Source organism: Proteiniclasticum ruminis DSM 24773, assembly GCF_000701905.1.
Taxonomy (GTDB): domain Bacteria; phylum Bacillota; class Clostridia; order Clostridiales; family Clostridiaceae; genus Proteiniclasticum; species Proteiniclasticum ruminis.
In genome coordinates this window covers 1-24,118 of sequence record NZ_JNKC01000006.1, presented here as the reverse complement: position 1 = coordinate 24,118, position 24,118 = coordinate 1, and the positions used below count along the sequence as shown (strand labels likewise).

Genomic DNA, 24,118 nt, shown 5'->3' with positions numbered 1-24,118 from the left:
ACCCCATGTTTTATAAAAGTCTTAGGAGGAAATAGATATGAGAGAAATTGCAAAGAACGTATATTGGGTTGGAAAAGTGGACGACAGAAAGGTGCCATTCCATAGACTGGTCCTGGAAAAAGGAACCAGTTACAACGCCTATCTCATCAAAGATGAGAAAACAGCCCTCATTGATACCGTGGACATGCTCTTCGGAAAAGAGTTCACAGACAAAATGGCAGAGGCTATGGACCTTACAACTCTCGATTACATTGTCATCAATCATACAGAGCCAGACCATTCCGGTGCACTGGGCTCTATCGCAAGAAAAGCGGTGAACGCAAAAATCCTCTGTACCGCGCCAGCTGTGTATGAACTTATGGAAATGTACAAAATCGGCAAAGAGCGCTTTCAGGTGGTGACAAACGGAGAAGAAATCTCCTTGGGAGAAAAGACTCTGGTCTTCTATGAAACCCCCTATCTTCATACAGAAGAAACCATGGTCACCTATCTGAAGGAAGATGAAGTGCTCTTCACCTGTGACATCTTCTCCACCCACGTGGCGGATCTCAATCACCTTCTTGTATCCGAGCTGCCTGAAGGTATTTCCATCATGGAGGATTATGACACCTACTACCAGCTCATCATGGATCCACACAGACGGTATGTGCTGCCTATGATTGACGTGGTGAAGCCGCTTTCTCTGAAAATCATTGCCCCCTCCCATGGATATGTATTGGATCAGGACCTTGCTTCTTACATCAGCGTCTATGAGAACCACGCCCTGGAATCCAAGAAAGAAGTGTCTGCTCTCATCCTCTTCAACACCATGAGCGGAAACACCAAAAAGATGGCCAGAATGCTGGAAAACGAACTGGTGAAGGAAGGCATCAAGGTAGAAACCATCAACACCGAAAAAGCAGATCTTGATGAAATCTATACAAAGATCCAGAAAGCCGATGGTGTCCTCTTTGGAACCTCCACCAGATATGCAGATATCCCTGGAAACCTGGAAGTGATCCTCAAAGAGCTGAAGGATCTGGAAGTGGAAGGAAAGCCTGCTGCAGCCTTCGGTTCCTATGGCTGGTCCGGAGAAGCGGTGGAAGTGGTGGAAGACTACTTAAGAGCAGCGGACTTAAGAACCCTCCGCTCTTCCGATATCATCAAGTCCACTGGAATGTCTGACATCGAATTCCCATTAAGAGTCCGCTTCAACCCTGAGAACAGTGAAAAAGAGATCAAGAAAGCTGCTGCCGTCTTCATCGATGTTTTAAGATACTAGGAGGAACCCATGAACATAACCGAAATGAAAATCAATGCCCTGGTGAAAGAAGACATCCGGCTCTCCAGCTTCTTCCAGGAAGAAAAAATAGACTTCTGCTGCAATGGACACCGAATTCTTTCTGAGGTTCTCTCCGAAAAGAATCTGGACCCGAATGATTTTACGTTAAGGCTTGAAGCCTTTCAGAAAGCACTGGACGAAAAGGGCCAGAAGGATGATTTTTTCAACCACATGGATAATGAGGAGCTCATCCACTACATCGTCTCTACCCATCACAGCTTCACAAGAAGCGTTTTAAGAGAACTGGATGTCTTTACTTCAGCCATCCTGAGAGCCCATTACAGAGAGGACCGGGAACTTCTTCTTGCAGTCAATGACCTTTATGGAAGTCTCAGAAAAGAGCTGCTGGAACACCTCATCAAAGAAGAGGCAGACCTCTTTCCCCTCATCCTGGAAGGACGCTTTGAAGAAGCGAAAAAGGAAATCGAGATCACAGAAGACGAGCATGATGCCGCAGGAAATCTTCTGGCAAAACTTCGTCAGGTGACCAAGGACTATACCCTGCCAGGCTATGCCTGCAACACCTTTGAAGCCTGCTATCATCACTTGGAAGCTCTGGAAAGTGATCTCTTCAGACACATCTTTTTAGAAAACTCCATCCTGTTTGAAAGATTCTAACCTTTAAAAACCTGAATCTCTTTACCATATAAAGGAAGAGGCCCTGGCAATGATGCCGGGGCCTCTTCCTTTCACCGAACTTGTTTTTCTCTGTTTAGGGGAAAACAGAATATGTCAATTTAGTCAGTTTCTTTCTCTAAGGGTGAGTTTCAGGTCAATGTACTGTCCATCTCTGTAGATTTTCAGTACGACCTCATCACCAGCTTCTTTGGTGTTTTTTGCTTTGTTGAGCTCTTCCACGGAAGTGACTTTCTGTCCGTCAAACTCTGTGATGATATCCCCCACCATGATGGCTGCGATATACGCTGGGGTATTGTTCTGGACTTCCATGACAAGAACACCAGGTACGGTGTCATTGGCACTGGCTGTCTCCTGATCCACGCCGCGACCTGCGATACCAATGATGAGCTGCGCTTTGGAGAGAGCATCCAGACCATCAATGAGAGTGTTGATTGGAATAGCAAAGCCGATGCCTTCTACAGATTCTGTAGCGATCTTTGCAGAGTTGATCCCGATGACCTCACCTCTGGCATTAATCAGCGGACCACCGGAGTTTCCACCGTTGATGGCCGCATCGGTCTGAATATAGTTATATTCATTGCTTCCGATGGTCACTGCCCGCTGTGTAGCGGAGATGATGCCGGAAGTGACGGTTCCCGCAAATTCCTTGGAAAGGGGATTTCCGATGGCGATGACAGACTCTCCCACCTTCAGGTTGGAGGAGTCTCCTAATGTCACAACCCCGGGTACTTTAATATTCTCGTCCATCTGAAGGACTGCCAGGTCATTGCTTGCATCATAGTTCACGAGTTTTGCGGACACTTCCTGTCCATCATATAAGGTGACCTTGATTTCTTCCCCATTTTCCACCACATGGTAGTTGGTGGCGATGAGTCCCTCTTCATTGAGGATAAATCCAGTACCAATGCTTTCAGAATAGCTTCCCTGTGGATTGAACCATCCTGTGACGCCAGGCACCTGAACGGATACCGTGACAACAGCAGGCTGGACCATCTCTACAATCTGAGGTATGGTAAGCCCCTCTTCCAGAAGTTCTGGGGTGGCCACAAAGGTTGGTGTCTCATTCTTATTCTCCAAGACCATCTGTCCCAGCTTGGAGTTCAGGAAAAAATCTGTCTCCGGAAGAATGTTGAATGCGCCATAGACCCCGAGGCTGGTGCCAAGCAAAGTGAAAATCAGCGCAATGGCGATGACAGAGAACCCAGAGAACTTCTTTTTTCTCCTTCTCTCTTCTACACCAGGTTCATAGGAAGATCCCCCTCTATATACATAGGAATCGGTTTTCTCTTGCGGCTCCACATACAGCGGTTCTTCCTTCACTTCTTCACTCCTGGTCTCTACTTCTTCCATTTCATTTATGTTTTCTTCATTTTCATGAGGTTTTTCATTGAATTCATCTTCACGGTTCATGTGTAATTCCTCCTTGTTTCATTTGCTAACTTTATGGTACTAAGTCAATGTTACAGATTCGTGACATACAGAAAAATTTTTAACTTAATTGGCGATTCATCCCCACTCCTCTTTAGAGGGGCGATGAATCGCTTTTTATTTTGTTCAAGAATGAATATTTTTAGTCCTATGGAGCATAATATATTATACTAGGAGATGATATGATGATTGTAAATAAAGCATAAGGTGTCAGGAAAATCTAAAATATATCATTCGAGGTGGTAAAATGATTACGGTAAAAGATTTTTTCACATATGATAGCGAAGTTTTTTTATCTGGAACTGAGGTATATGAAACCTTAACTGTAGATAGTATACTGAATTTCGATATAGAACTAGGAAAAGAAGGGCAAGAGGGATCCATCATTTATTTCAAAATCTATTACAACATTTTGTGTTTAGAAAAAGATTTTGATAAAAACAAAAATGAAATAGGATATCTCTATCATCTTTTGGGGTACTATACAGGTATGTTTTATCATCCGGCGAATGGAAAAGATATCGGATTATCATTTTTGAAAAAAGCCCTTACAATAACTAATGATGATACTGTTTTAAAAGAAATTATGGTGACAATTACCATGCTGGAAGGTTATCCTTAAAGAAGAAAGCACCCGTTTGGGTGCTTTCTTCTTTAGGCTACTTCTTATATCCGCTTCGGATGACTTTATCCACAACAGTATAAAGAACAGGAGCCACATCTTTTGGCCGTTCCAGAAGGATGTCGCGGACAGAATCCTGCACATAAAAAACGGAGGCATCTGAAGAATAGGAAAGATATTTATCCTGACTGTACCGCTCTTCTGACAACTTTGTAGTCACCAGAGCAAAGGGTTTGTCCTGCAGCAGCATGGACTTCACCGGGAGAGGTTCTCCCGCAGTCATATACTGATATTCTGTCTTTAAAGCCGCCATAAAGTCTTTGGAGAGTCTGAGATTGGCATACATGCTCTTTTCTTCTTCCGGCAAATCCACATGATCAAAGAAATCCAGAATCCCCGCATTCTGAAGGGCTCTTGGAATACCGAAAAGACCAAGCCCTTCTTTGGAAGGGAAAGATGCTGTGTGAATTCCTTCATATCTTGCCATCTCTTCGCTGCCCAGTGCTTCTCCCATGGGATTCAGAAACACGGCTCCTAGGACTTCATCGGGGTAAAGATGGAGATATTCCTGCATCACCAGGGATCCGTATTCTTCCCCCACGAGAATGAACTCCATTTTCCAGCCGAACCTTCTGAAGATAAAATGAAGATCCTCTGCCACTTCTTTCGGTGTTTTATAGTCCCCTTTTGTTCCGCCATAACCCGGTCTGTCATAAAAAAACAGTCTGGCTTTTCCATCAAAGGCTTCCACCAGCTTCTGCCTGGAAAGATCTGATTCTCCGGCTGCGCCATCTACAATCACAGTATAGTCACCACTGCCCACCACCTGGTAGTTGTAGGTGACCTGGTTCACCGTAATTGTGTTTCCTGTATACGCATCCAGATGCTGCTTCGCCTCATAGTTCTCGTAGAGATACCCAGCAAGGAGAGCCGCCGCGAGCAGAAGTAGAATCGCTTTTACGAGATTTTTCTTGTGGAATATCCTTCGGAACCGATATCTTTCCACACTGTTGGAGTCCTCATAAAACTTCATCCTTATGCTTCCCTCCCTAATGATAAACCGGGAACAGCATTGAGGCTATTGTCTGATCTTTTCCCTTTCATGTACTGGAAATAGGCTGCGCTGCCGATCATGGCTGCATTGTCTGTACAAAGAATCATCTCAGGAAAGAGAATTTCCACGCCTTTTTCATCGCCTCTTTTCTTGAGCTCCTCCCGGAGACTGGAGTTGGAAGCTACCCCACCGGCCACGGCAATCTTGTCGAGATGTTTGGTTTCTATGGTTTTCATGGCATTCTCCACCAGAACAGAAACCACTGCTCTCTGGAAGGAAGCCGCCACATTCTCCACATGGATGTCATTTCCTTTCTGGCGTTCACTGTTGAGGTAGTTGAGCACCGCTGACTTTAATCCAGAAAAGGAGAAGTCCAAAGTGTCCTCATGAAACCTTGCCTTGGGGAAGGTGATGGCATAAGGATCCCCCTTTTTGGCCGCCGCATCGATTTTAGGGCCGCCAGGATAGCCAAGACCCAAAGCTCTCGCCACCTTGTCAAAAGCCTCGCCTGCCGCATCATCTCTGGTTTCACCCATGACAGTGAACTTATCATAGTCTTCCACATGGACCACAAAGGTGTGACCTCCAGAAACCACCAGAGAAACAAAGGGTGGTGTCAGATTTTTATACTGGATGTAGTTCGCCGCTATATGCCCTTCAATATGGTTCACGCCAAGAAGTGGAATCCCCAAAGAGAACGCATATCCTTTCGCAAACTGAAGTCCCACAAGCAGCGCGCCCACAAGACCTGGTCCATGGGTCACGGCCACAAGGGAAAGATTCTCTTTCTTTACACCTGCTTCAGACAGGGCCATCTCCACCACAGAGGCGATGTTCTCCACATGCTTTCGTGAAGCCACTTCTGGTACGACACCTCCGAACTTCTGATGGATGGGAATCTGGGAAGAGATCACATTGGACAGCACTTCCCGTCCATTTTTCACTACACTTGCTGCTGTCTCATCACAGCTGGATTCTATGGCTAATATGTACACATCTTTCATCATCTATTTTTATGGCAGTCATTCTTATCGGCTGCCTTTCCTCCTGTTTCATGATTGGCTGTTTCTTTGACCCAAGGATCTTCTCTTCTCTCTGGCCACATTGGGCATCAAGGACTATCCTCATTGTCACTACCTATGATATTATACATTCTTTAGGGCTTAGATACAAAAAAACTTAATTTCTCTTGAAAACTTTTTTCTTCCCTGCCGTTCCATGCTATACTACCTTTAGAATACATGTTCTAAAATAAAATTGTAGGTGAAGATTCATGTCTGATTATGCCAAAGTCGTGGTCCCTGGTACCCCCATCAGTAAATCGAATTTTAAAATGGTCAGTAAAGAAGGCCGCTTTTTTCTGCCCAAAAATACAGGAAGCTACAGCGACCGCTATGATGTCTATGAGTCCACCATCGCCCTTCTGGCCCGAGCTCAGAATCCAGGTGTTGTCTTTACCGAGGCGCTAATCGCAGTCCTCAAGGTCTTCTACAAAAGTGAGAAAAGACATCCGGACACCAACAACATCACCAAGAGCATCTTCGACGGCATTGAAAAATCAGGTCTCATCATCAATGATGCTCAGGTCACAAGACTTGTCATCGAAGAATACTATGACAAGGAAAATCCTCGCTTTGAGCTGGAGCTTTATCGGGAAAGCCAGTTCAATCTGGACTTTACGGTCTACAGAAGAGAAACACCCATTGAGGTAAAAAACTATGAACCTCCAGCCAACACCAAAGGAAAGGTGTCAAAGAAGCTCCCGGCTAAGAAAAAAGTGGAAGAAGATCTGAAGGACAAAAAGCGCTGTGAAGTCTGCGAGAAACCTCTAAAAAACGGCAATTTCATCAGTGGCAATGGTGGCAGAACCCTCATCTGTAAAGACTGCTTCGCCAAGCTTCGGTAAGGATATACATTGAATCTCTAAGAAACTGGGGATTCTTTTTTTTATTGTAACACTCTTTACACAAGAAATATGATATAATTTGGGGGATTTTAAATCGTAAAGGACGTGACGGATGCCTATGCATTTTAGAAAATACACCACACTTTTTCTGCTTTTTGCCCTTCTGATTTTTACAAGTGGCTGCAGTGATCTGAAAAACCTCACAGCTTCCCCCCCTTCTGAAGAAGCCGAAGCCTCTCCCAAGGCCCCGGAAACACCTGATCCTTTCAGCTCTTATGAAAGGTTCCGTGTGGAAGAGGACACTACCTTACGTCTTTATGAGAACCTGCCCCTGAGATCTGAAAGCGAAGATCCTTCCCTTTCTTCCGGCAGACTGGATTTTCTTCAGCTGAAAGAAGCCAGGGTCGAAGACTTTCTGACTCTTTGGGACGTTCCCTATGCCTCCTTGTCTGTTCTTTCAGCTACGCTTCAGTATACATATACTGAAAGCCCTGAAGGCTCCTTCCTTCTGAAAAAAGATCTTGGAAAGGGCACTGCCTATGTAATTCTCGAAAAGAATGCCCGGGAAGCAAGGCTCCATTATCAAGAAGGAGACCATGATTTTGAGACTGCATTTTCTCTTCATGGAGAAACCTACATGAAAAATGGGATGCTGTTTCTGCCTGTGGCAGATCTCTTGGAGATTACAGGCCATGAGATCTACACGGATGACACTTCTCTTTCTTTCTCCTATGAGAAGAGTCAAGATCCCTACCCGGCCTTATCGTTCATGGAAACCACCAAGAAGAGAGACGCAGATGGATATTATGAAGCACTCCTGAAAAAAGAGAAGGAACAGAACCTGAGCTTTATTCTCCTGGGTGACACCGCTGTTGCCACAACAGGGGGACGAAAGAACGCTTTTGACAAACTCTGGCAGGAGCATGGGGGCGGCTATTTTCTAGCTGGTCTTCAGGAAGAATTCCAGAAAGCCGACATGGTCATTGCAAACCTTGAAAATGTCTTCACCAGTGAAACCAGAGGACAGAAGGGCAAAATATATAATATAAAAGCACCGCGTATTGAATATATCGATGTGCTGACCCTAGGCGGCATTACCCATGTGAACATCGTGAACAACCATATGGTGGATTTTCTGGAGGCAGGATTCGAGGAAAGCCTCACCCATGTGGAAGCCAGCGGCATCGAATACTTCGGCACCAATGAGACCTTTACGGAGAACATCGAAATCGGCAACGTCTTTGTAGAATCCACTTCGGTTTTTGAAAAGGACGGCATCAAGGTCGGTCTTCTTGGATATCTGGGCTTTAATACCAGCTCTGTGTCAGATGAGAGAATCATGAAGGATATCGACAGGATGCGAAACGTGGAAAAAGTCGATTACATCGTCACCTCCATCCACTGGGGCGGACAGAACACTCATGAAGTGACTTGGAAGCAGAAAGAGATGGGCAGAAAACTCATTGATATGGGTTCAGACCTGGTGTATGGACACCATCCCCATGTGCTCCAGGAAGTAGAAGTCTATCAGGGAAAACCCATTTATTACAGCTTCGGAGACTTTCTGTTTCTGAACTATAATGGCGTAAAAGATCCCGACAGTGTTCTGGTGAATGTGAATCTTAAAAAAGACCGCTTCGGAGAACTTCACGCCGAGTTCACCCACAAGCCCCTCTATTGGGCCGGACACACCTCGAAGAACCTCTATACCCCCATTCTCATGGACAATGAAGCCCATATTAGAAGAGCACTGGATAAACTCAAACTCGACACCACAGCTCCCATTGATTTTTCCAAAAGATCTTTGGATCAGGAATAACACCAAAGAACATCTGAATTTTCGGATGTTCTTTTTTTCTAATTCCATCATCCTCATTAAAACTTCTCCTGGATATTTCAGAAAAAGAATCAGACTTGAAAACCTTTAACCTCACTATGGAATTCTTCAGTCCAAAATGATACAATGACCATAGTTTGCCAAGAAAATCAATCATTACAGGGGGGATATGATCTTGAAGAATCGTCCTGTTCTATATTTCTTTTTTATTGGGTTCATCTTGTATCTTCTTTATCTTCAGGAAGGCCTGAATATCCAAGAGGAAGGATCCATTCTTCTTCTGGCTTCTGCATTGGGTCTTGCCGTGAACTATATCAGAAGCTACCAGCCCAAACTCCATAAACTGGCAGTGGTTGCTGGTTCATTTCTCCTTGTGCTCTACGCGCTGCTGGTTCTCTCGAACACCTCTCCTCTTGCACCGCTCCTTTTCCTATTTCCACTGACGCTGTCCATCCTCGGACATGGCATCTATGGCGGTGTGGTCCTCTATGTTCTTGCTGGAGCTGCACTTTCTTATCACCACCAGATTTTCGGCCTCTCAAAGGAAGTGTATCAGGAAACCATGATCGTCCTTGGATGTGCCCTGGTTTCTCTACTTTATTTTTCAAGAATCCTCCATCAGGTGGTGAAGAATAATGAGGATTGGCTACAGAAGCTTCATACAAAAATCAACGAAATGACACTTTTAAGGGACATCACCACCTCCATGCAGAGCGTCAAGGATCTGAAAAAGCTGGATAAAATTGTACTCACAGCCATCACTGCAGGGTATGGCTTAGGATTCAACAGAGGTCTGCTTTTTCTTGTGGAAGAGGATACACTGGTGGGTGAATATGCCATTGGACCTTCCAACCGGAAAGAAGCCTATAGAATCTGGGGAGATGTGGTCATCAAACAGTCCAATCTCCACGAAGTTCTAAATAGTCCTGAAGAAAAGGACGAAACCCTTCTGGACGTGGTCCGTAAGGTGTCTCTTCCCATCGGCAGCCATGAGAGGAACCCTCTCCTCCGCTGCGTGCGCGAAAAAACACCTCTTCTCATCCGGCAAGGAAATCCCGAAGACTTAGGGCCCATCCTTGAAAAACTCAGTTTTGAGAATTATGCAGTGGTACCGATGATTTCCAAAGATCAGGTGGTGGGCGTCTACCTTGTGGACAACTGCTTCAACCAAAAACCCATTCAGGATGAAGATCTGGATGCACTCATCACCTTTTCTGGCCAGGCAGCCCTGGCTTTTGAGAACATCCAGCTTTATGACAAAATCAGAACTCTGGCCATTACAGATGAGCTCACCAAGGTCTATAACCATAGGCACTATAAAGATACCATAGCTCGATATATGGAGTCCGGAATCTCTTTTATTCTCATGGTCATCGATGTGGATGATTTTAAAAGTTTCAATGAGATTTACGGGCATGCCACGGGAGATGAAGTCCTGAAAGAAGTGGGTGGAAGCCTTAAAAATGCAGTGAAGTTTAAAGGAGAAGCTTTCCGGTATGGTGGAGATGAGTTTACAATCATCCTGCCGAAAAGAACCCGGGAAGAGGCTTTGGATGTAGCAAGAACCATCCAGGACTCTGCCCTCTCCATAGCCCTCCATAAAGTGGACCATCCACTGACTCTTTCCATTGGCCTTGCAGCTTATCCAGAAGACGCCAGCTGTGAAAAGGAACTGTTCATTCTGGCCGACAGAAAACTGAAGTCTGCAAAAGAATCCGGTAAAAATACCATTCACTGGGAGGTGCTTTGATGCTCACCACAGCCTTGTCCTTCCTTCTGTTCCTTGTTCTCATCTATAAAGTGCCCATCTTCAAGAGAGATGGCGCCATTGAGCGAAACATGCTCCCGGATAAAGCTGAGTTTACCATTGCTTCCATGCCCTTTCGCGTGGAGCGTATTGTCTACTATGTGCCCATTCCCAATCCTACCTATGGAAAAGATCCTCATCTGGAAGAACATATGACCGTGGAATATGTAAAAAAACAGACCTTTGATGCTTCCCCCTTTGCGCTTCAGGTCTACTATCAGCAAGGAAGCGAACGGAAGCTTCTGGCTGAGGTCTTAAGTCACCGGTTTGATGTGCCGTATCTAGATACCCTATATGGTGAGAATCTTCTTTCTTATAAAGAATATGAGTATCTTCGGCTTTATAAATACAATCATCCCTCCACCAAGGAGCTCCTAAGAGAAGAAGTCAAAAAGAAACTTACAAAAGGTAACAGCAAAACATAAAAGAAGTTCCAGGCTTTCTGGAACTTCTTTTATGTTTTATGCTTCATTCAATTTTTTCAAATAGGTCGCGGCAGATTTTCCGGCTCGCTCACCTTTTTCCACAACCACAGGAAGATCATAGGAGACTTCTTCTGCATTTCCTGATACAAACATCCCCATTTCATCCATTCCCCGTCGAAACTTCTTGAACAGTCTCTTAGAAGGATCAAGTCCTACAGAAAGAAGAAGACTGTCACAGGAGATGCTCTCCTCCTGTCCCTCTGCGGTTTTGATGACAACCCCTTCAATACGTCCATTTTCTATAATTTGAATGATCTTGGTGTTATAGAGCATCCTGACATTGGGAAATGCGTCCAGATACGCTTTATATCCATAATCCTCTTTGAGACTCTTGGTGGGCTCTATGATGGTGATTTCCTTTGCGCCTTCCACCAGGAGCATTTTCGCCAGGTACAGGCTGTTGACATCCTGACTGTAAATGACCACATGTTTTCCCGGAAGATATCCCTCATAGACCATGAGCTTTCTCGCGGAGCCCACAGACATGATTCCAGCAGACTTATTGGAGGAAATATTAAGCTCTCCTCTGGGCCTTTCTCTGGCTCCAGTGGCAAAAATCACAGATTTTCCAAGAACTTCCTTGACGCCTTCACTGCCGGACACATACTTGATCCGCTTGTCTCTTCTCACATCCAGAACCAAGGTCCCCAGTTTCACTTCAATCTTTTCTTTTTTGACCTTCTCCTTGAGTTCTTCTGAAACCTCCACCCCAGTGATGCCTTCTTCTATGAACCCATGACCGACCTCGATCAGTTCATTGAGGATTCCCCCTAGAGAGTCCTCCCGGTCCAGGATGAGAATCTTTTCTATTCCCTCCGCTCTGGCACTTAAGGCCGCACTCATACCGGAAGCGCCTCCGCCGATGATGATGAGATCGTATTCTGTCATGCTTTCTCCTCCTCGATTTCTACTGTTTCATATACACTATCTTACCTTTTTTCACAGTGGTTGTCACCAGATTCATCCCGAAGTGATAGGTGAGGAAACGGTAAGAAGGTGCATCGACGAGAATTAGGTCTGCCTCTTTCCCTTCTTCAATACTGCCGATGCGGTCTGCCCTCTCAAGAGCCGCTGCGCTGTTCAGGGTCACCGCCGTAAGTGCCTCCTCCGGTGTCATCCCCATATAAAGGGTGCCTAAGGAAAGCATCAGTGGCACGGAGAAGGAATAGCAGCTGCCTGGATTAAAGTCTGTTCCCATGGCCACGGGAAGACCCAGATCAATCATGTACCTTGCCTTTGCAAACTCTTCTTTCAAAGAAAAAGCGGTAAGGGGCAGGAGCACAGGAATAACACCAGCTTCTTTCATCTTCAGGAGACCTTCTTCATTGGCTTTCAGCAGATGGTCCGCACTGACAAGAGACAGCTCTGCTGCAAGTGCTGCACCGCCCAAGTCATTGATTTCATCTGCATGGATCTTCAGTTTCAGCCCTGCTTCTCTCATTTTCTTCAGGTACGTTCTGGAATCTTCTACCGTAAATACATTCTTTTCCGTGAAGATATCCCCAAACTCTGCCAGGTTCTCCTCTTTTATCACAGGAAGCACCTCATCAGTGAGAAAATCCAAAAACTCCCGGTCTCTTCCCTTGTACTCCAGAGGAATGTCATGGGCCCCCATGAAGGTGGAAACAATCTCGATGGGACTGGTTTCCATGAGCTTTTTCGTCACCCTCAGCTGTTTCAGTTCTGTGTCTTTATCCAGGCCATATCCGCTTTTGGCTTCCACGGTGGTGATGCCCAGCTCTGCCATATTCTTCAGCGTTTTCTCCGCCTGAGTGAAAAGTTCTTCAAAGGAAGCTTCTCTGGTTTTACGCACACTGTACTTGATGCCACCGCCTTTTTCCATAATGGCCATATAGCTTTCACCGCGAAGCCTCATACTGAACTCTTCTTCACGGGTACCGCCAAAAACCAGATGGGTATGGGGATCCACAAACCCAGGAAGAAGGGTCTTACCGGTTCCATCCAGAACCTTGGCATCTTTTGCCAAATCCTGAAGCTCCTCCCCTCCAATCTTATGAATGATGCCGTCTTTAATGAGTACCCAGGGATGGAGAAGTTCCACAATGTTTCCCATCTCTTTTCCGCCTTTTCCCTTGTTCCCAGTGTTGGTGGCCAAAGAGGCCAGGTTTTTTATCAGTATTTCTCCCATTTTGCCCTCCTTATTCAGACAGCTTGTTCTCAAGAATCTGAGCACTGGAGAAGTTCTCTATGCCCATATAATACTCTGCAGAATCAATGAGGGCCTGCTGAGGCACAAGACCAATGATCTCCGTTCCCACAACGCTGACCCCATAGCGCTTGGCTTCAAAACGTACAGTTTCGAGAGCCCTGTAAATGGAAGTCTTGGTATAGTCCGTAAGATTCATGGACACCTGTGCAATATTTCTGTCTTTCAAGTACACGCCCATGCCTTTCACATACCGGAGGCCTCCTCCAATGTGACGGACCTTCTTGGCAATGGCATCTGCAATGGCCACATCCGGTGTGTTCAGATTCACATTGAACGCCACCAGAGGCATTCTTGCGCCAACGGCCACTGTGCCGAAAGATCCATGAGGAACACCTGGTCCAAAATCACTGTACCACTTCTCTTCTTTCATCTTCTCCGCCATCCCCTCAAACTGTCCTTTCCGGATGGCCGCAAGATTTTCTCTGTGGGCTGCCGTGGCACTGCGCTCATAGAGAAATACCGGGATTCCAAGAGCTCCAATGGCTTCTCCCACTTCTTTGGAAAGTGCTACAGCCTCTTCAATGGAATAGTTCTTGATGGGTATAAAAGGAATCACATCACAGGCACCCATTCTTGGATGCTCTCCCGTATGATTTCGAAGATCAATCTCATCCATTGCCACTTTTACAGCTTGGATCACCGCTTCTTTCACGTTCTCTGGTTCTCCCACCAGGGTCACCACGGTACGGTTGTGGTCTTTGTCACTGGAATAGTCCAGAAGCTTCACTCCGTCTTTTCCTCTGAAGCTGTCGATGATTTTCTCGATGACTTCAGGTCTTCTTCCCTCACTGAAATTTGGCACACATTCTACAATTCTTTCCATTTACTTCTCCTCCAGCAGTTTTTCAAGAAGTTCCTCTTCCGGAATTCTTGGTATGGTAATTTTTCCTTTTTCTTCCTCATTGAACCGGATACTGGTTTCCATGGCATGGGGGTTTCTCGCCCAGGATCTTCTGGCAACGCCACCCATGACATCCCACAGCATAGCCGTCTTTAAAATCTCGTCCACTCTATCGCTGCCATCCAGGACCATGCCAAAGCCTCCGTTGATGGACTTTCCAATACCAACACCGCCACCGTTATGAAGGGCCACCATGGTCATGCCTCTTGCGGCATTTCCTGCGAAGCACTGCACAGCCATATCTGCCATGATATTGCTGCCATCCTTGATGTTGGCGGTTTCTCTGAAGGGGGAATCGGTGCCGGAAACATCATGATGGTCTCTGCCCAGCATAATGGGACCAACCTTCTTCTCCCGAACCATCTGGTTGAAGGCCAGAGCAATTTTAAGCCTTCCTTCCGCATCCTGATAGAGAATCCTCGCTTTGGTGCCCACCACCAGCTGATTTTTCTCCGCATCCCGGATCCAGTTGTAATTGTCCAGATCCTGGGCTCTTCTATTTTTATCAATACAGCTCATGGCACAGGCATCCGTAGCCTTCAGATCCTCTTCTTTTCCTGAAAGGCAGACCCATCTGAAGGGTCCATAACCATAGTCAAAGAGTTCTGGACCCATGATGTCTTCCACATAGGACGGGAAGATGAATCCATCTTTCTCATCGGTGCCATTCTTTGCGATGTCTTTTGCTCCAGCATCATAGACCGCTTTCATGAAAGAGTTTCCATAATCAAAGAAGTAGGTACCTCTGTCTGAGAGCTTTTTGATAAGCTCATAATGGTGCAGAAGCGTCTCGTCTACTTTCTTTCGGAAAAGAGCTCTGTTTGTCTCCAAAAGGTGGGTTCTCTCTTCAAAGCTGATGCCTTCTGGACAATATCCGCCATCATATGGCGCATGACAGCTGGTCTGATCTGAAAGAAGATGAATGGTTTTATGATGCTCCACAGCATAAGACAGAAGGTCCACAATATTTCCATGAAATGCGATGGACAGCGCCTCTTTTTTCTCCATGGCCTCTTCAGCCATACGGAAGGCTTCCATGGGAGTCTCTGCTACTTCTTTCACCCAGCCCTGATCCGTTCTGGTCTTGATTCTCGAAGCATCCACCTCCGCCACAATAGACACAGCCCCTGCGATATCTGCTGCCTTCGGCTGAGCGCCGCTCATGCCTCCGAGGCCTGAGGATACAAAGAGATATCCTTCCAGATTCTCCTCTCCCTTCAGCCCAAGCTTCATACGTCCGGCGTTCAAAATGGTGTTGAACGTTCCATGAACGATGCCTTGTGGTCCGATATACATCATACCTCCAGCGGTCATCTGTCCATAGTTTGCCACGCCCATCTGCATGGCATAGTGCCAATGCTCCTGGGTGTCAAACATCCCCACCATCATAGCATTGGTGATGATAAGTCTTGGCGCCATGGCATGGCTTTTGAAGATGCCTAGAGGATGACCCGATTCCAGAACCAGGGTCTCATCGCTTTCCAGCACTTCCAGATAGCTTTTGATGAGCCTGTACTGCATCCAGTTCTGGCAGACCTGACCTGTTTCTCCATAGGTAACCAGCTCATAAGGATAAAGAGCCACATCGAAATCCAGATTGTTGTCCATCATGACCTGAATGGCTTTCCCTTCGGTGCAGCGTCCCTCATAGTCCTCTAGAGGTTTTCCGTAGATTCTCCCTTCAGGACGGTACCGGTAGCCATAGATTCTGCCATAGGTTTTCAGCTCCTCGTAAAATTCCTTGGCCATGACCTCATGATGCTCTTCCGGAACATACCGCAGAGCGTTCATAAGAGCTACCTTTGTTTCTTTCTTGGAAAGAGTGTACCCACGGTTTGGCGCTCTTCTGATTCCCGGCAGAAACTCCGGCTTCTTTGGCAGAGGTCCGTGTAAAACCACTCCCATGGACAGTTCTTGTATTTCCATCATCAAAACTTCCCTCCATTAAAACGTTTTCTATGCATATCTACATTTTAGCCCGAAACCCTTAAACTTTAAACACCTCAAAGTGAAGTTTTCAGAAGCTTTTTAGAGAACTCCCGTGTTTTTCCACCATGAAAACAATTGTCCGCACTGCATGAAAGATCTTTGTAAAAAATGGCGATTTATAAAATCAACCGTCTTTTTTAACATGGTTTTAATTTTAACAGGATATTCTGTTAGCAAAGAAGGAGGTATGAAATCATGAGAAATAAAACATCATACTATATTGGCCTCATCCTGATCCTCATCGGTGGTGGCGCTCTATACAACGCAATTTTTCTGAACGATCTTTTTTCCATGAGAAATATGTGGCCGCTGTTCATTCTGCTGCCTGGACTATTTCTGGAGATTGACTACTTTTCAAACTACAGATACCGGGATGCCAGTGTGCTGATTCCCGGAGGTCTTCTGACACTCATCGGCGGATATTTCCTGGTGAAAGAATTTGTGCCCATTATGGATGGACTTACAAGCACCATTTTTATGGTATTCTTCGGTTTCTCTCTGCTGCAGTACTACCTGGCTAAACCAAAGGACAGAGGGATCCTTGTGATTTCCATCGCACTGATTCTCGTCGGTTCTTTCCTCACCTACGGCAGATATCTGGGAGATTTCCCCTATTGGTTCAACTTCTCCACAGTACGGGCGTTCCTGATCCTTCTACTTGGCGTGTACCTGGTCTTCAGAACCTCCTCCAGGCCAAGAAAACCCGATTCTACCTATCGTCCCAAGGAGGAGCCTAGAACTGGTCCTAAAGAGTCTGCAAAGGTCCAGGGATCCTATGAAGTCTATGAAAAACCGGATTCAGAAAACAAAAAGTCTTAACTGAAATAGAGCGGAAGAACAAAAATGGTATGCCATAAATGTTCTTCCGCTCTATCTTTATTCTCTTCATTTTAACGAATATATATTACGATCCTAGTCCTCTTCTTTCCAAGTCACTTCATCAATGACAATGCCTTCTACTTTTTTATCTTCCTCATAGAAGTGAGAAGCATCCCCATAGATCTTGGTCTCTTTTGTGATGATAGACTCTGCTTTCTCTTTGACCTGGTCCGTGATCTTATGAATGTCCACCTTTTTTACGGCGTCTTTCACATCCTGCACCACACCATCCACTTTATCCCGCAGATCCTTCAGATCCTGTTCTTCGATGCGGACCTGGACTTTTTGTATATTCTCATCTACAAAGCGTTCCACCTGATCTCCAGCTTCCTGGCTCTTCTGTCTCATGGTCTTAATCGTTTTATAGGCAAAAGCATCTTTGCCCATTTTCATAGCCAGAAGCCCCACTGCATCTCCTGACACATGTAGCACTTCACTGGTGATTTTTCCCAGGTTCTTCGCAAACTTCTCTCTTTTTGTATCCTTCTCTTCCACTTGACTGCACTCCTTTAAAATGTATTTCTGGGTACAATAAACTTCACTTTTTTCTCTCCCATGACAAAGTGAGCTTCACGCCTGGCTTCCAGCTCACCGTCTATATTGACAAAAACAGGCTCATCGCTGTAAAGATCAATCTGCTTGCCCCGAAGCAGTGTCACTTCCTCCAATCCCATGTGTTTTCCCGGAATAGCCTTTGGCAAAAACTTCATGATTTTTGCACGGGTGATGTCCCTGACAAGAAGCAGATCCAAGAGACCGTCTTTATAGTCCGCCTCTGGCGCAATTTTGATGCCTCCACCATAGTATTTTGCATTGGCGATGGCCACCATGAAAGCTTCCGTAACGATTTCTTTGCCGTCCACCACAATTTTCAGAGAAAGATTCTGGAAATCTTTTGCTGTATCCAGCACAGAAGCCAGATAGGCAAACTTATTGGGCAAGTACTTTACGTTCTTCCATTTCTCCACATTGTTGACCACTGAAGCATCAAACCCCATGGATGCAATGTTGATGAAGTATCTGCCATCCACCGACGGCACATCAATCTCCTCCACCTGACCCAGCACAGTATTCATAAGAATCCTTCTTCTGTCAAAGGTCTCTACAAGACTCTTGATGAAATCATTGCCTGAACCTCCTGGAATACATCCAAGCGTGGAGGTGGAGCCCATCATGCCATTGAGCACCTCATTCAGCGTGCCGTCTCCTCCCACCGCATAAATCCTGTAGTCTCCCATGGAGGAATATTTCCTTGCAATCTGAGTTGCATGGCCTTCTTCTTTTGTGTAGACAATCTCATAGGAGATGTCCTGGTATTTCAGTTTCAGCTCTTTAAAAAGCTTATGGATGGTGCCGGTCATCTTCATGGCAATACCGTTTCCCGCCACCGGATTGACAATAAATAAATGTTTGATGGTTCCCATATGCTACCTCAATATCTTATCATTCTTAGTTTAATTGTATCTTATTCAGAGAGATTTGTTAATGAACTTCAGATTCCTTTAAGAACTGGACAAATCCTGATCTCCCTTCCTAATTATACGCTTTTTATTCACCACTGTGATATAAAAAAGCTTCAGAAAGACGGTTCTTCCTGAAGCTTTTTGTTAAGGAGTTCGATTCTGCACAAATATGATCTTATGTCCTTCTCTGGATGCCATATCGGTCCATCTTTTGACAAACTCTCCTCTTGCCCATTCCGCCATGATGATTTCTTCTTCTTCCTTGATTTCAATTGCCTGGAGCGGTTCTTCCGCAAGTTCTCCCCCTACTATCCGATACATCATGAGATATTTCGGTGTCCTCACCAGCATAAAGCTGTTTCCAGGTGCATTGAAAGCATCCAGTGCCTGGGGGACCCTCTCACGTACTTTAGACCAGGGAATGGTCAGCTCATCATAAGTGACAAGATTTATATCTGCCCGCAGTGCGATGGGCACTTTTATGGTATCGTCTCCCAACTGGAAACTCGATTCCAGCATCCAGTTCCCATGATGTCTTCTCAGAATAAAGCTGTCTATGAACTCTTCCGTCTCAGGATTGGCCATAAGCACCTCCTCTGTCTCATCGGTCGCCTGTTTCAGGGAGCTTAAAAAAGCTTGCCTTCCAGCCTCACCATAAAAAGTCTCAATGGGAACCGGAGTATATTCATTATATCCATCTACACCAATGGTCAATCCTTCTGTCATCTCACTTCTGTCATAAGAGCTCTCGTCTGATGTGAGGATGCTGAGGTAATTGTTTCCCACAAACTCCACATCCACATACTCGGCGGGATAATGATACACAATCTCTTCCTTCAGATTGCTGGGCGTACCCGTGATGGCATAAATCTGAAGCCGTTCTTTTCCGGCTTCTTTCACAACCTCCATTTTCCAGAACTCTTTTCTTGGAAAAAGAATATTGTCAATCTCATATACTTCCTGGATCTCCCCATCGTTGGTGATCCAGAGGGTTCTATAGGAAGGCTCTTCTGTCTCATCATTCCGTTGTCCCCGAAGACCCAGAAGAACACCCGCTATGGGTTCATAATCCTGATCTTCCAGAAGCTCGGTCTCCAGCTGATTGGCCTTACCGTCTACATAAGGTCCTAGACCTTCAGGGGTAAACTCCGTCTTTACGAGAGTGATCAGATGATTGCCTTTGACAATCCCGATTTCATCTTCATTTATACGGAAAACCTCATAAAAAGACTGTCCTTCACTGGTGATGCGCATGATTTCTATTTTATCATCTTTTATTTCAAATCTATTGGGATTGGTCCTGAAATTCTCCACAAAATATTCATAAGTACTCACCAGCTTTGCTACATAAAGTGGCGATTCCACTCTCTCCAGGCCGATTCTTGCAGACTCTTGGGTGAACTCAGCCGTGAAGGTCCGAAAGCCTGTATCATCCACAAACTTTCCTTCTTCCAGATGCTGTACGTTCTTGAAGCGGTATTGCCCTTCCAAAGGAGTGGTCACCTTCACAGGTGCCATGACACTGGCACTGATTTCCGCAAGCCTGATTTTGCAGCCATTGAGGCAAACGACCATCAGAAGGACAGCTGCAATGATCATATTCTTTTTGACAATGTCCCTGCTCATGTTATTTTCCTCCGTTCGGAAGCCGTAACGTTACTTTGGTTCCTTCATTCAACTGACTTTCTATGATCAGTTCTCCTCCATGAAGGAGCGCAATCTCATCACAGATGGAAAGCCCGATCCCATTGGTGGAGTTGGAAGTCTTGCCTTTATAGAATTTCTCTTTCACCTTGGAGATATCCGCTTCAGAAATGCCGCTGCCATCATCCTCCACAATAAAATCGATATAGTTTTTACGATGATCCATTCGTAACGTGATATGTCCGCCTTCCTTCGTAAACTTGAAGGAGTTATCAATGAGATTGATGAATACCTGCTTCAATCTGTTGGGATCCACAAAGCAGGTCCCCATATCTTCAGTGATCTCCACCACGAAGTTCTTCTTTTCCCGTTTGGCACGGTCATCGATGTTATGCTTTAGAAAGAGAAAAAGCTCTTCAATGTCTACCCAATCTTTTTCCAGTTCAATCTTACCCGACACAAACTTTGAAAAATCCAGAAGCTCATCCACCATATACTTCAGTCTGTCACTCTCATTGGAGATGATATCCAGTCCCTGATGAAGAAGCTCTGTATCCGTCATAGGATCTTTCAGTGTCACTGCCCACCCTTTAATGGAGGTGAGTGGAGTTCTCAGTTCATGGGACACAGAGGAGATAAAATCATTTTTCAGCTCTTCTTTCTTTCTGATTTCATTGGCCATATAGTTCAGCGTATCAGACAATTTTCCGATCTCATCCTCATGCATCTTCACACTGACCACATTATAATTTCCTGTGGCCATGATTTCTGCAGTTTTCGTCAGCTTGTCTATGGGCCTAATGAAGCGCTGCGCAATGACATTGCTGATGAGAGTCGTCACAGTGACCACAGCGATACCAAAGATCGCCAGATACATTACGATGATGCTCATGGACTGCTGGACACCCCGCAAGGATGTAATAAGCCGCAGCACACCAACAATCTCTCCATTCGATACCAGAGGCATAGCCGCTGCCATAAGAGATTCACCACTTTCCCCGCTGGAAAAGATGGTGGTTCCCCGCTGACCATTTAGTGCCATAAGAATATCTTCTGAAGAAAGGGCTTGTTGAGGTCTGTTTCCTGTGGAGTCCAAAAGAACAATCCCATCTGGACCCACAATTTGGACATGGCCTTCTGACTGTCTCCAAAACCCATCCTCATCATTGGCCACATTCTCTTCCAAAGTGCTGTCTGCAAAATACCGTTCATAGATGTCTGTAGAAATAGACAGCTGACTGTACAGTGTATCACGGACATTGTTCAGAAAATAGGCACGAAGAACACTGACCAGAGCCACATCTGTAATGATGAGCGTCAGCATGATGATGAGAAGATAGCTCAGTGAGAGTCTGGACCTGATACTTTTAAACAGCTTCATGTATTGCAATTCCTACTTTCAAAATTAAACTTTTCTCCATCTGTATCCGGTGCCCCAGACTGTTTCAATATACTTAGGATCAGAAGCATTGTCCTCTACCTTGGCGCGGAGTCTTCTCATGTTTACATCCACAATCTTGGGATCTCCAATGAAGTCATAACCCCAGACCAGATTCAGCAGTTCATCTCTCGAGAATGCTTTTCCTTCATTTTCCAGAAAAATCTTCATGATGGCAAATTCTTTTGGCGTCAGCTCCACATACTCATCGTTTTTCTTCAAAGTCTGGGAATACTTATCCAGTGTGAACACCTGACTCTTCAGTAAATGATCATCCTCTTTGATGTTCTTGCCTTCCTCCAGTCTCCGGATGAGCGCTTTGGTCCGTAGAATGAACTCTGTTGGATTGAATGGTTTCACCACGTAGTCATCGGCTCCTCGCTCCAAACCTTCAATTTTGTCCATATCCTGACCTTTTGCGGTCAACATGATGATGCCTATTTCAGGATGGGACGACCGGATTCTTCTGCATACTTCAAACCCATCAATCCCTGGAAGCATCACATCCAAGATGGCTACCTGAGGCCTCTCCAGCTCCGTAAGGCGCAGTGCATCCTCACCGGTGCCTGCCTCAATAACGGTGAACCCGTTTCTTTCAAAATTAATTTTTAAAAATGCGCGAATACTTGCTTCATCTTCACAGAGAAGTATTTTCATGCTCGTTCCTCCTTGATTGCATCATTTTTCCAAGACAGTCCATTATCTCAAAATGGCGAATTTATATCCTAGTGCTTTCAGATCATCAATGATTTTAGGTAAAGACTCCACAGTCATTCCCTTATTCTCTGCATCGTGCATGAGGATTACTATGACATCCTTCATTTTTGTGTATGTCAGTGATTCCTGCACAAAGTTTGCCAGAGCTTCTGGATCTTTCGGTCTTCTGGATGTAGGTTCTGAATCTCCATTCATAGCATTCCAATCAATATACTCAATACCGCTCTCAGCAAGATACGCATCCGCTTCTTCTGTTCCCTTCCAGCTCATATGGCCTCCCGGATAGCGGAATACATGGGACATAAACTTCTCTTTCCCTGTTACCTCTCGGATCTTCTCCTGAAGCTTGTCGAGTTCTTCTTTCACATACTCCTTATCTACAGTCTTTCCAGGGTAAAGCCTGTCGTACACATGAGTATAGCTATGAAGAGCCACTCCATGGCCTTCTGAAAGAATACGGTTCAGAATAACACCTGAATCCACAGTATTTTCCAAGCTGGTACCGATGGTAAAGAAGGTGGCAACTGCTTCCTTCTCTTTCAGCACATCGAGAATTTTCCCTGTATTGGTAGGGCTTGGTCCATCATCAAAGGTCAGAAATGCAAGTTTCTCCCCTGTGTAAGGTTCCACGCTGCTGATCCAGTTCCTCACATCCTTGGCGCTGTATGCGTAGTCTTTTGCTGCATAAATATGATTAGAATCATCCACGAGATCTGACGGATCGGGTTCAATAACCACTTCTTCCACTGGAGTTTCGATTGGCTCTGGTTCTGCAATGACTGGTTTCTGGGAGGTAAAATGTTCTTCCCCTATAAGCTTGTAGATGACAACGCCAATGGCCACACCTACCACCAGAACAAAAATCAGAAGTAATGGCCAGATTCTTGGTTTCCTTGTTCCTCTATAGTATCCGTTGCTGTTGCTCTTATTGAATATATCGTTTTTTCCCACTCTTTTTCCTCCAAATGTATAGTTCTATTTTACGTTCAATTGTTTTTCATTTTGTTACAAAGTAGCTTCATTTTTTTCTGAGATTCTATCAGCCGCTCAACTGAAAAACCTCTCTTCTTCCATTATAGCCTATGTGGACTTTTCTGCTAGGAAATCCCAAAAATTCACAGGAAAAAGAAACTCCTGCACCACAACGTATGGTTTAGGCGTGATGCATGTCATGTTTTGAGACAACAAAAAAGCCCTAAGCTTGCGCTTAGAGCAGTGTAACTGGCGACGACCTACTTTCCCACAGGGCTTCCCCTGCAGTATCATGGGCTCCTTGAGGCTTAACCGTCGTGTTCGGAATGGGAACGGGTGTAACCCTCAGAGATATAGACACCAGATATGTAGTTTTAGAAAGATCTGCATCTTTCAAAACTGCATACAGAGGTTGTAAAGAATTTAAGTTGTTCTTTTTTTGATTAAGCCCTCGATCTATTAGTATGAGTAAGCTGAATACATTACTGCACTTACACCTCTCACCTATCAACCTCGTGTTCTTCAAGGGATCTTACTGACTTACGTCATGGGAAATCTTATCTTAGGGTAGGCTTCACGCTTAGATGCTTTCAGCGTTTATCCTGTCCCAACTTAGCTACCCAGCTATGCTCCTGGCGGAACAACTGGTGCACCAGAGGTTGGTCCATCCCGGTCCTCTCGTACTAAGGACAGCTCCCTTCAAATTTCCTACGCCCGCGACGGATAGGGACCGAACTGTCTCACGACGTTCTGAACCCAGCTCGCGTGCCGCTTTAATGGGCGAAC

The 24,118-nt window shown here is 45.3% G+C and carries 21 protein-coding genes and 2 rRNA genes; 8 read left to right on the top strand and 15 right to left on the bottom strand.

What is annotated here, in order from left to right:
• Positions 1–37: 37 nt before the first annotated feature.
• Positions 38–1,261 (top strand): FprA family A-type flavoprotein, encoded by a 1,224-nt coding sequence (locus T487_RS0108345; RefSeq protein ID WP_031576410.1) that lies wholly within the window; start codon positions 38–40, stop codon positions 1,259–1,261.
• A gap of 9 nt (positions 1,262–1,270) precedes the next feature.
• Positions 1,271–1,939, top strand: coding sequence for a DUF542 domain-containing protein (locus T487_RS0108340; RefSeq protein ID WP_051651607.1), 669 nt, complete (start codon positions 1,271–1,273; stop codon positions 1,937–1,939).
• 123 nt (positions 1,940–2,062) lie between these two features.
• Here T487_RS0108340 and T487_RS0108335 read toward each other — a convergent pair whose 3' ends face one another.
• Positions 2,063–3,370 carry a S1C family serine protease gene (locus T487_RS0108335; protein ID WP_051651606.1) on the bottom strand — a complete coding sequence of 436 codons (1,308 nt, stop codon included), beginning with the start codon at positions 3,368–3,370 and terminating at the stop codon, positions 2,063–2,065.
• A 265-nt stretch (positions 3,371–3,635) separates the two neighbouring features.
• On the opposite strand from T487_RS0108335, the gene T487_RS0108330 reads away from it, so the two are divergent.
• Positions 3,636–4,010: a hypothetical protein gene (locus tag T487_RS0108330; RefSeq protein ID WP_031576404.1), complete on the top strand. Its 375-nt coding sequence runs from the start codon at positions 3,636–3,638 to the stop codon at positions 4,008–4,010.
• Positions 4,011–4,047: 37 nt separating this feature from the next.
• Here T487_RS0108330 and T487_RS15920 read toward each other — a convergent pair whose 3' ends face one another.
• Entirely contained in the window at positions 4,048–5,043 is a 996-nt protein-coding gene (locus T487_RS15920) for an alpha/beta fold hydrolase (RefSeq protein WP_031576403.1), read from the bottom strand.
• A 2-nt stretch (positions 5,044–5,045) separates the two neighbouring features.
• On the bottom strand, positions 5,046–6,068 hold the full coding sequence (gene tsaD / locus T487_RS0108320; protein WP_376751686.1) for a tRNA (adenosine(37)-N6)-threonylcarbamoyltransferase complex transferase subunit TsaD: 1,023 nt from the start codon (positions 6,066–6,068) through the stop codon (positions 5,046–5,048).
• 269 nt (positions 6,069–6,337) lie between these two features.
• Here tsaD and T487_RS0108310 point away from each other — a divergent pair, with 269 nt between their 5' ends.
• The 4 genes from T487_RS0108310 to T487_RS0108290 all read left to right on the top strand — a co-directional run bounded on the left by T487_RS0108310 (position 6,338) and on the right by T487_RS0108290 (position 11,039).
• Positions 6,338–6,970 (top strand): RusA family crossover junction endodeoxyribonuclease, encoded by a 633-nt coding sequence (locus tag T487_RS0108310; protein WP_031576400.1) that lies wholly within the window; start codon positions 6,338–6,340, stop codon positions 6,968–6,970.
• Positions 6,971–7,088: 118 nt separating this feature from the next.
• Positions 7,089–8,789 carry a CapA family protein gene (locus T487_RS15915; RefSeq protein ID WP_051651605.1) on the top strand — a complete coding sequence of 567 codons (1,701 nt, stop codon included), beginning with the start codon at positions 7,089–7,091 and terminating at the stop codon, positions 8,787–8,789.
• Between the two features lie 193 nt (positions 8,790–8,982).
• Positions 8,983–10,557, top strand: a complete 1,575-nt coding sequence (locus T487_RS0108295) for a sensor domain-containing diguanylate cyclase (RefSeq protein WP_162178239.1) — start codon at positions 8,983–8,985, stop codon at positions 10,555–10,557.
• The gene (locus tag T487_RS0108290; RefSeq protein WP_031576394.1) at positions 10,557–11,039 is read left to right on the top strand and encodes a hypothetical protein; all 483 of its coding nucleotides are present in this window, start codon (positions 10,557–10,559) and stop codon (positions 11,037–11,039) included. Before T487_RS0108295 ends, T487_RS0108290 begins: the two co-directional genes overlap by 1 nt.
• Before the next feature lie 36 nt (positions 11,040–11,075).
• On the opposite strand, the gene T487_RS0108285 is transcribed toward T487_RS0108290, so the two are convergent.
• From T487_RS0108285 to T487_RS0108270, 4 genes are read right to left on the bottom strand one after another with little or no spacing between them, the layout of a single operon-like run.
• Positions 11,076–11,987: an NAD(P)/FAD-dependent oxidoreductase gene (locus tag T487_RS0108285; protein WP_051651604.1), complete on the bottom strand. Its 912-nt coding sequence runs from the start codon at positions 11,985–11,987 to the stop codon at positions 11,076–11,078.
• Positions 11,988–12,006: 19 nt separating this feature from the next.
• Positions 12,007–13,248 carry an imidazolonepropionase gene (hutI, locus tag T487_RS0108280; protein ID WP_031576391.1) on the bottom strand — a complete coding sequence of 414 codons (1,242 nt, stop codon included), beginning with the start codon at positions 13,246–13,248 and terminating at the stop codon, positions 12,007–12,009.
• A 10-nt stretch (positions 13,249–13,258) separates the two neighbouring features.
• Positions 13,259–14,152 carry a glutamate formimidoyltransferase gene (gene ftcD / locus T487_RS0108275; RefSeq protein ID WP_031576390.1) on the bottom strand — a complete coding sequence of 298 codons (894 nt, stop codon included), beginning with the start codon at positions 14,150–14,152 and terminating at the stop codon, positions 13,259–13,261.
• Complete coding sequence (locus T487_RS0108270; RefSeq protein WP_176758093.1) at positions 14,153–16,159, bottom strand: urocanate hydratase; 2,007 nt, start codon at positions 16,157–16,159, stop codon at positions 14,153–14,155.
• Positions 16,160–16,414: 255 nt separating this feature from the next.
• Between T487_RS0108270 and T487_RS0108265 the strand changes: the two genes are divergently transcribed.
• A complete protein-coding gene (locus tag T487_RS0108265; protein ID WP_031576387.1) occupies positions 16,415–17,038 on the top strand; it encodes a hypothetical protein in 624 nt (207 codons plus the stop codon).
• A 93-nt stretch (positions 17,039–17,131) separates the two neighbouring features.
• Here T487_RS0108265 and T487_RS0108260 read toward each other — a convergent pair whose 3' ends face one another.
• The 8 genes from T487_RS0108260 to T487_RS0108225 form a co-directional block, all read right to left on the bottom strand.
• A complete protein-coding gene (locus T487_RS0108260; RefSeq protein ID WP_031576385.1) occupies positions 17,132–17,593 on the bottom strand; it encodes a hypothetical protein in 462 nt (153 codons plus the stop codon).
• A 14-nt stretch (positions 17,594–17,607) separates the two neighbouring features.
• Entirely contained in the window at positions 17,608–18,522 is a 915-nt protein-coding gene (locus T487_RS0108255) for a diacylglycerol/lipid kinase family protein (RefSeq protein WP_051651603.1), read from the bottom strand.
• 183 nt (positions 18,523–18,705) lie between these two features.
• On the bottom strand, positions 18,706–20,187 hold the full coding sequence (locus T487_RS0108250; RefSeq protein WP_031576381.1) for a hypothetical protein: 1,482 nt from the start codon (positions 20,185–20,187) through the stop codon (positions 18,706–18,708).
• Position 20,188: 1 nt separating this feature from the next.
• The gene (locus T487_RS0108245; protein WP_051651602.1) at positions 20,189–21,586 is read right to left on the bottom strand and encodes a sensor histidine kinase; all 1,398 of its coding nucleotides are present in this window, start codon (positions 21,584–21,586) and stop codon (positions 20,189–20,191) included.
• A gap of 24 nt (positions 21,587–21,610) precedes the next feature.
• Positions 21,611–22,300 (bottom strand): response regulator transcription factor, encoded by a 690-nt coding sequence (locus tag T487_RS0108240; protein ID WP_031576377.1) that lies wholly within the window; start codon positions 22,298–22,300, stop codon positions 21,611–21,613.
• A 42-nt stretch (positions 22,301–22,342) separates the two neighbouring features.
• Complete coding sequence (locus T487_RS0108235; RefSeq protein WP_051651601.1) at positions 22,343–23,311, bottom strand: polysaccharide deacetylase family protein; 969 nt, start codon at positions 23,309–23,311, stop codon at positions 22,343–22,345.
• Between the two features lie 268 nt (positions 23,312–23,579).
• Positions 23,580–23,697, bottom strand: a 5S ribosomal RNA gene (gene rrf / locus T487_RS0108230).
• A gap of 74 nt (positions 23,698–23,771) precedes the next feature.
• Positions 23,772–24,118 (bottom strand): 23S ribosomal RNA (locus tag T487_RS0108225); the annotation flags it as partial.

Excerpts from the sequence above, each read along its gene's own strand:
- T487_RS0108345 (WP_031576410.1), top strand. The coding sequence starts at position 38 with ATGAGAGAAATTGCAAAGAACGTATATTGGGTTGGAAAAGTGGACGAC.
- T487_RS0108340 (WP_051651607.1), top strand. The coding sequence starts at position 1,271 with ATGAACATAACCGAAATGAAAATCAATGCCCTGGTGAAAGAAGACATC.
- T487_RS0108335 (WP_051651606.1), bottom strand. The coding sequence starts at position 3,370 with ATGAACCGTGAAGATGAATTCAATGAAAAACCTCATGAAAATGAAGAA.
- T487_RS0108330 (WP_031576404.1), top strand. The coding sequence starts at position 3,636 with ATGATTACGGTAAAAGATTTTTTCACATATGATAGCGAAGTTTTTTTA.
- T487_RS15920 (WP_031576403.1), bottom strand. The coding sequence starts at position 5,043 with ATGAAGTTTTATGAGGACTCCAACAGTGTGGAAAGATATCGGTTCCGA.
- tsaD (WP_376751686.1), bottom strand. The coding sequence starts at position 6,068 with ATGAAAGATGTGTACATATTAGCCATAGAATCCAGCTGTGATGAGACA.
- T487_RS0108310 (WP_031576400.1), top strand. The coding sequence starts at position 6,338 with ATGTCTGATTATGCCAAAGTCGTGGTCCCTGGTACCCCCATCAGTAAA.
- T487_RS15915 (WP_051651605.1), top strand. The coding sequence starts at position 7,089 with ATGCATTTTAGAAAATACACCACACTTTTTCTGCTTTTTGCCCTTCTG.
- T487_RS0108290 (WP_031576394.1), top strand. The coding sequence starts at position 10,557 with ATGCTCACCACAGCCTTGTCCTTCCTTCTGTTCCTTGTTCTCATCTAT.
- T487_RS0108285 (WP_051651604.1), bottom strand. The coding sequence starts at position 11,987 with ATGACAGAATACGATCTCATCATCATCGGCGGAGGCGCTTCCGGTATG.
- hutI (WP_031576391.1), bottom strand. The coding sequence starts at position 13,248 with ATGGGAGAAATACTGATAAAAAACCTGGCCTCTTTGGCCACCAACACT.
- ftcD (WP_031576390.1), bottom strand. The coding sequence starts at position 14,152 with ATGGAAAGAATTGTAGAATGTGTGCCAAATTTCAGTGAGGGAAGAAGA.
- T487_RS0108270 (WP_176758093.1), bottom strand. The coding sequence starts at position 16,159 with ATGATGGAAATACAAGAACTGTCCATGGGAGTGGTTTTACACGGACCT.
- T487_RS0108265 (WP_031576387.1), top strand. The coding sequence starts at position 16,415 with ATGAGAAATAAAACATCATACTATATTGGCCTCATCCTGATCCTCATC.
- T487_RS0108255 (WP_051651603.1), bottom strand. The coding sequence starts at position 18,522 with ATGGGAACCATCAAACATTTATTTATTGTCAATCCGGTGGCGGGAAAC.
- T487_RS0108250 (WP_031576381.1), bottom strand. The coding sequence starts at position 20,187 with ATGAGCAGGGACATTGTCAAAAAGAATATGATCATTGCAGCTGTCCTT.
- T487_RS0108245 (WP_051651602.1), bottom strand. The coding sequence starts at position 21,586 with ATGAAGCTGTTTAAAAGTATCAGGTCCAGACTCTCACTGAGCTATCTT.
- T487_RS0108240 (WP_031576377.1), bottom strand. The coding sequence starts at position 22,300 with ATGAAAATACTTCTCTGTGAAGATGAAGCAAGTATTCGCGCATTTTTA.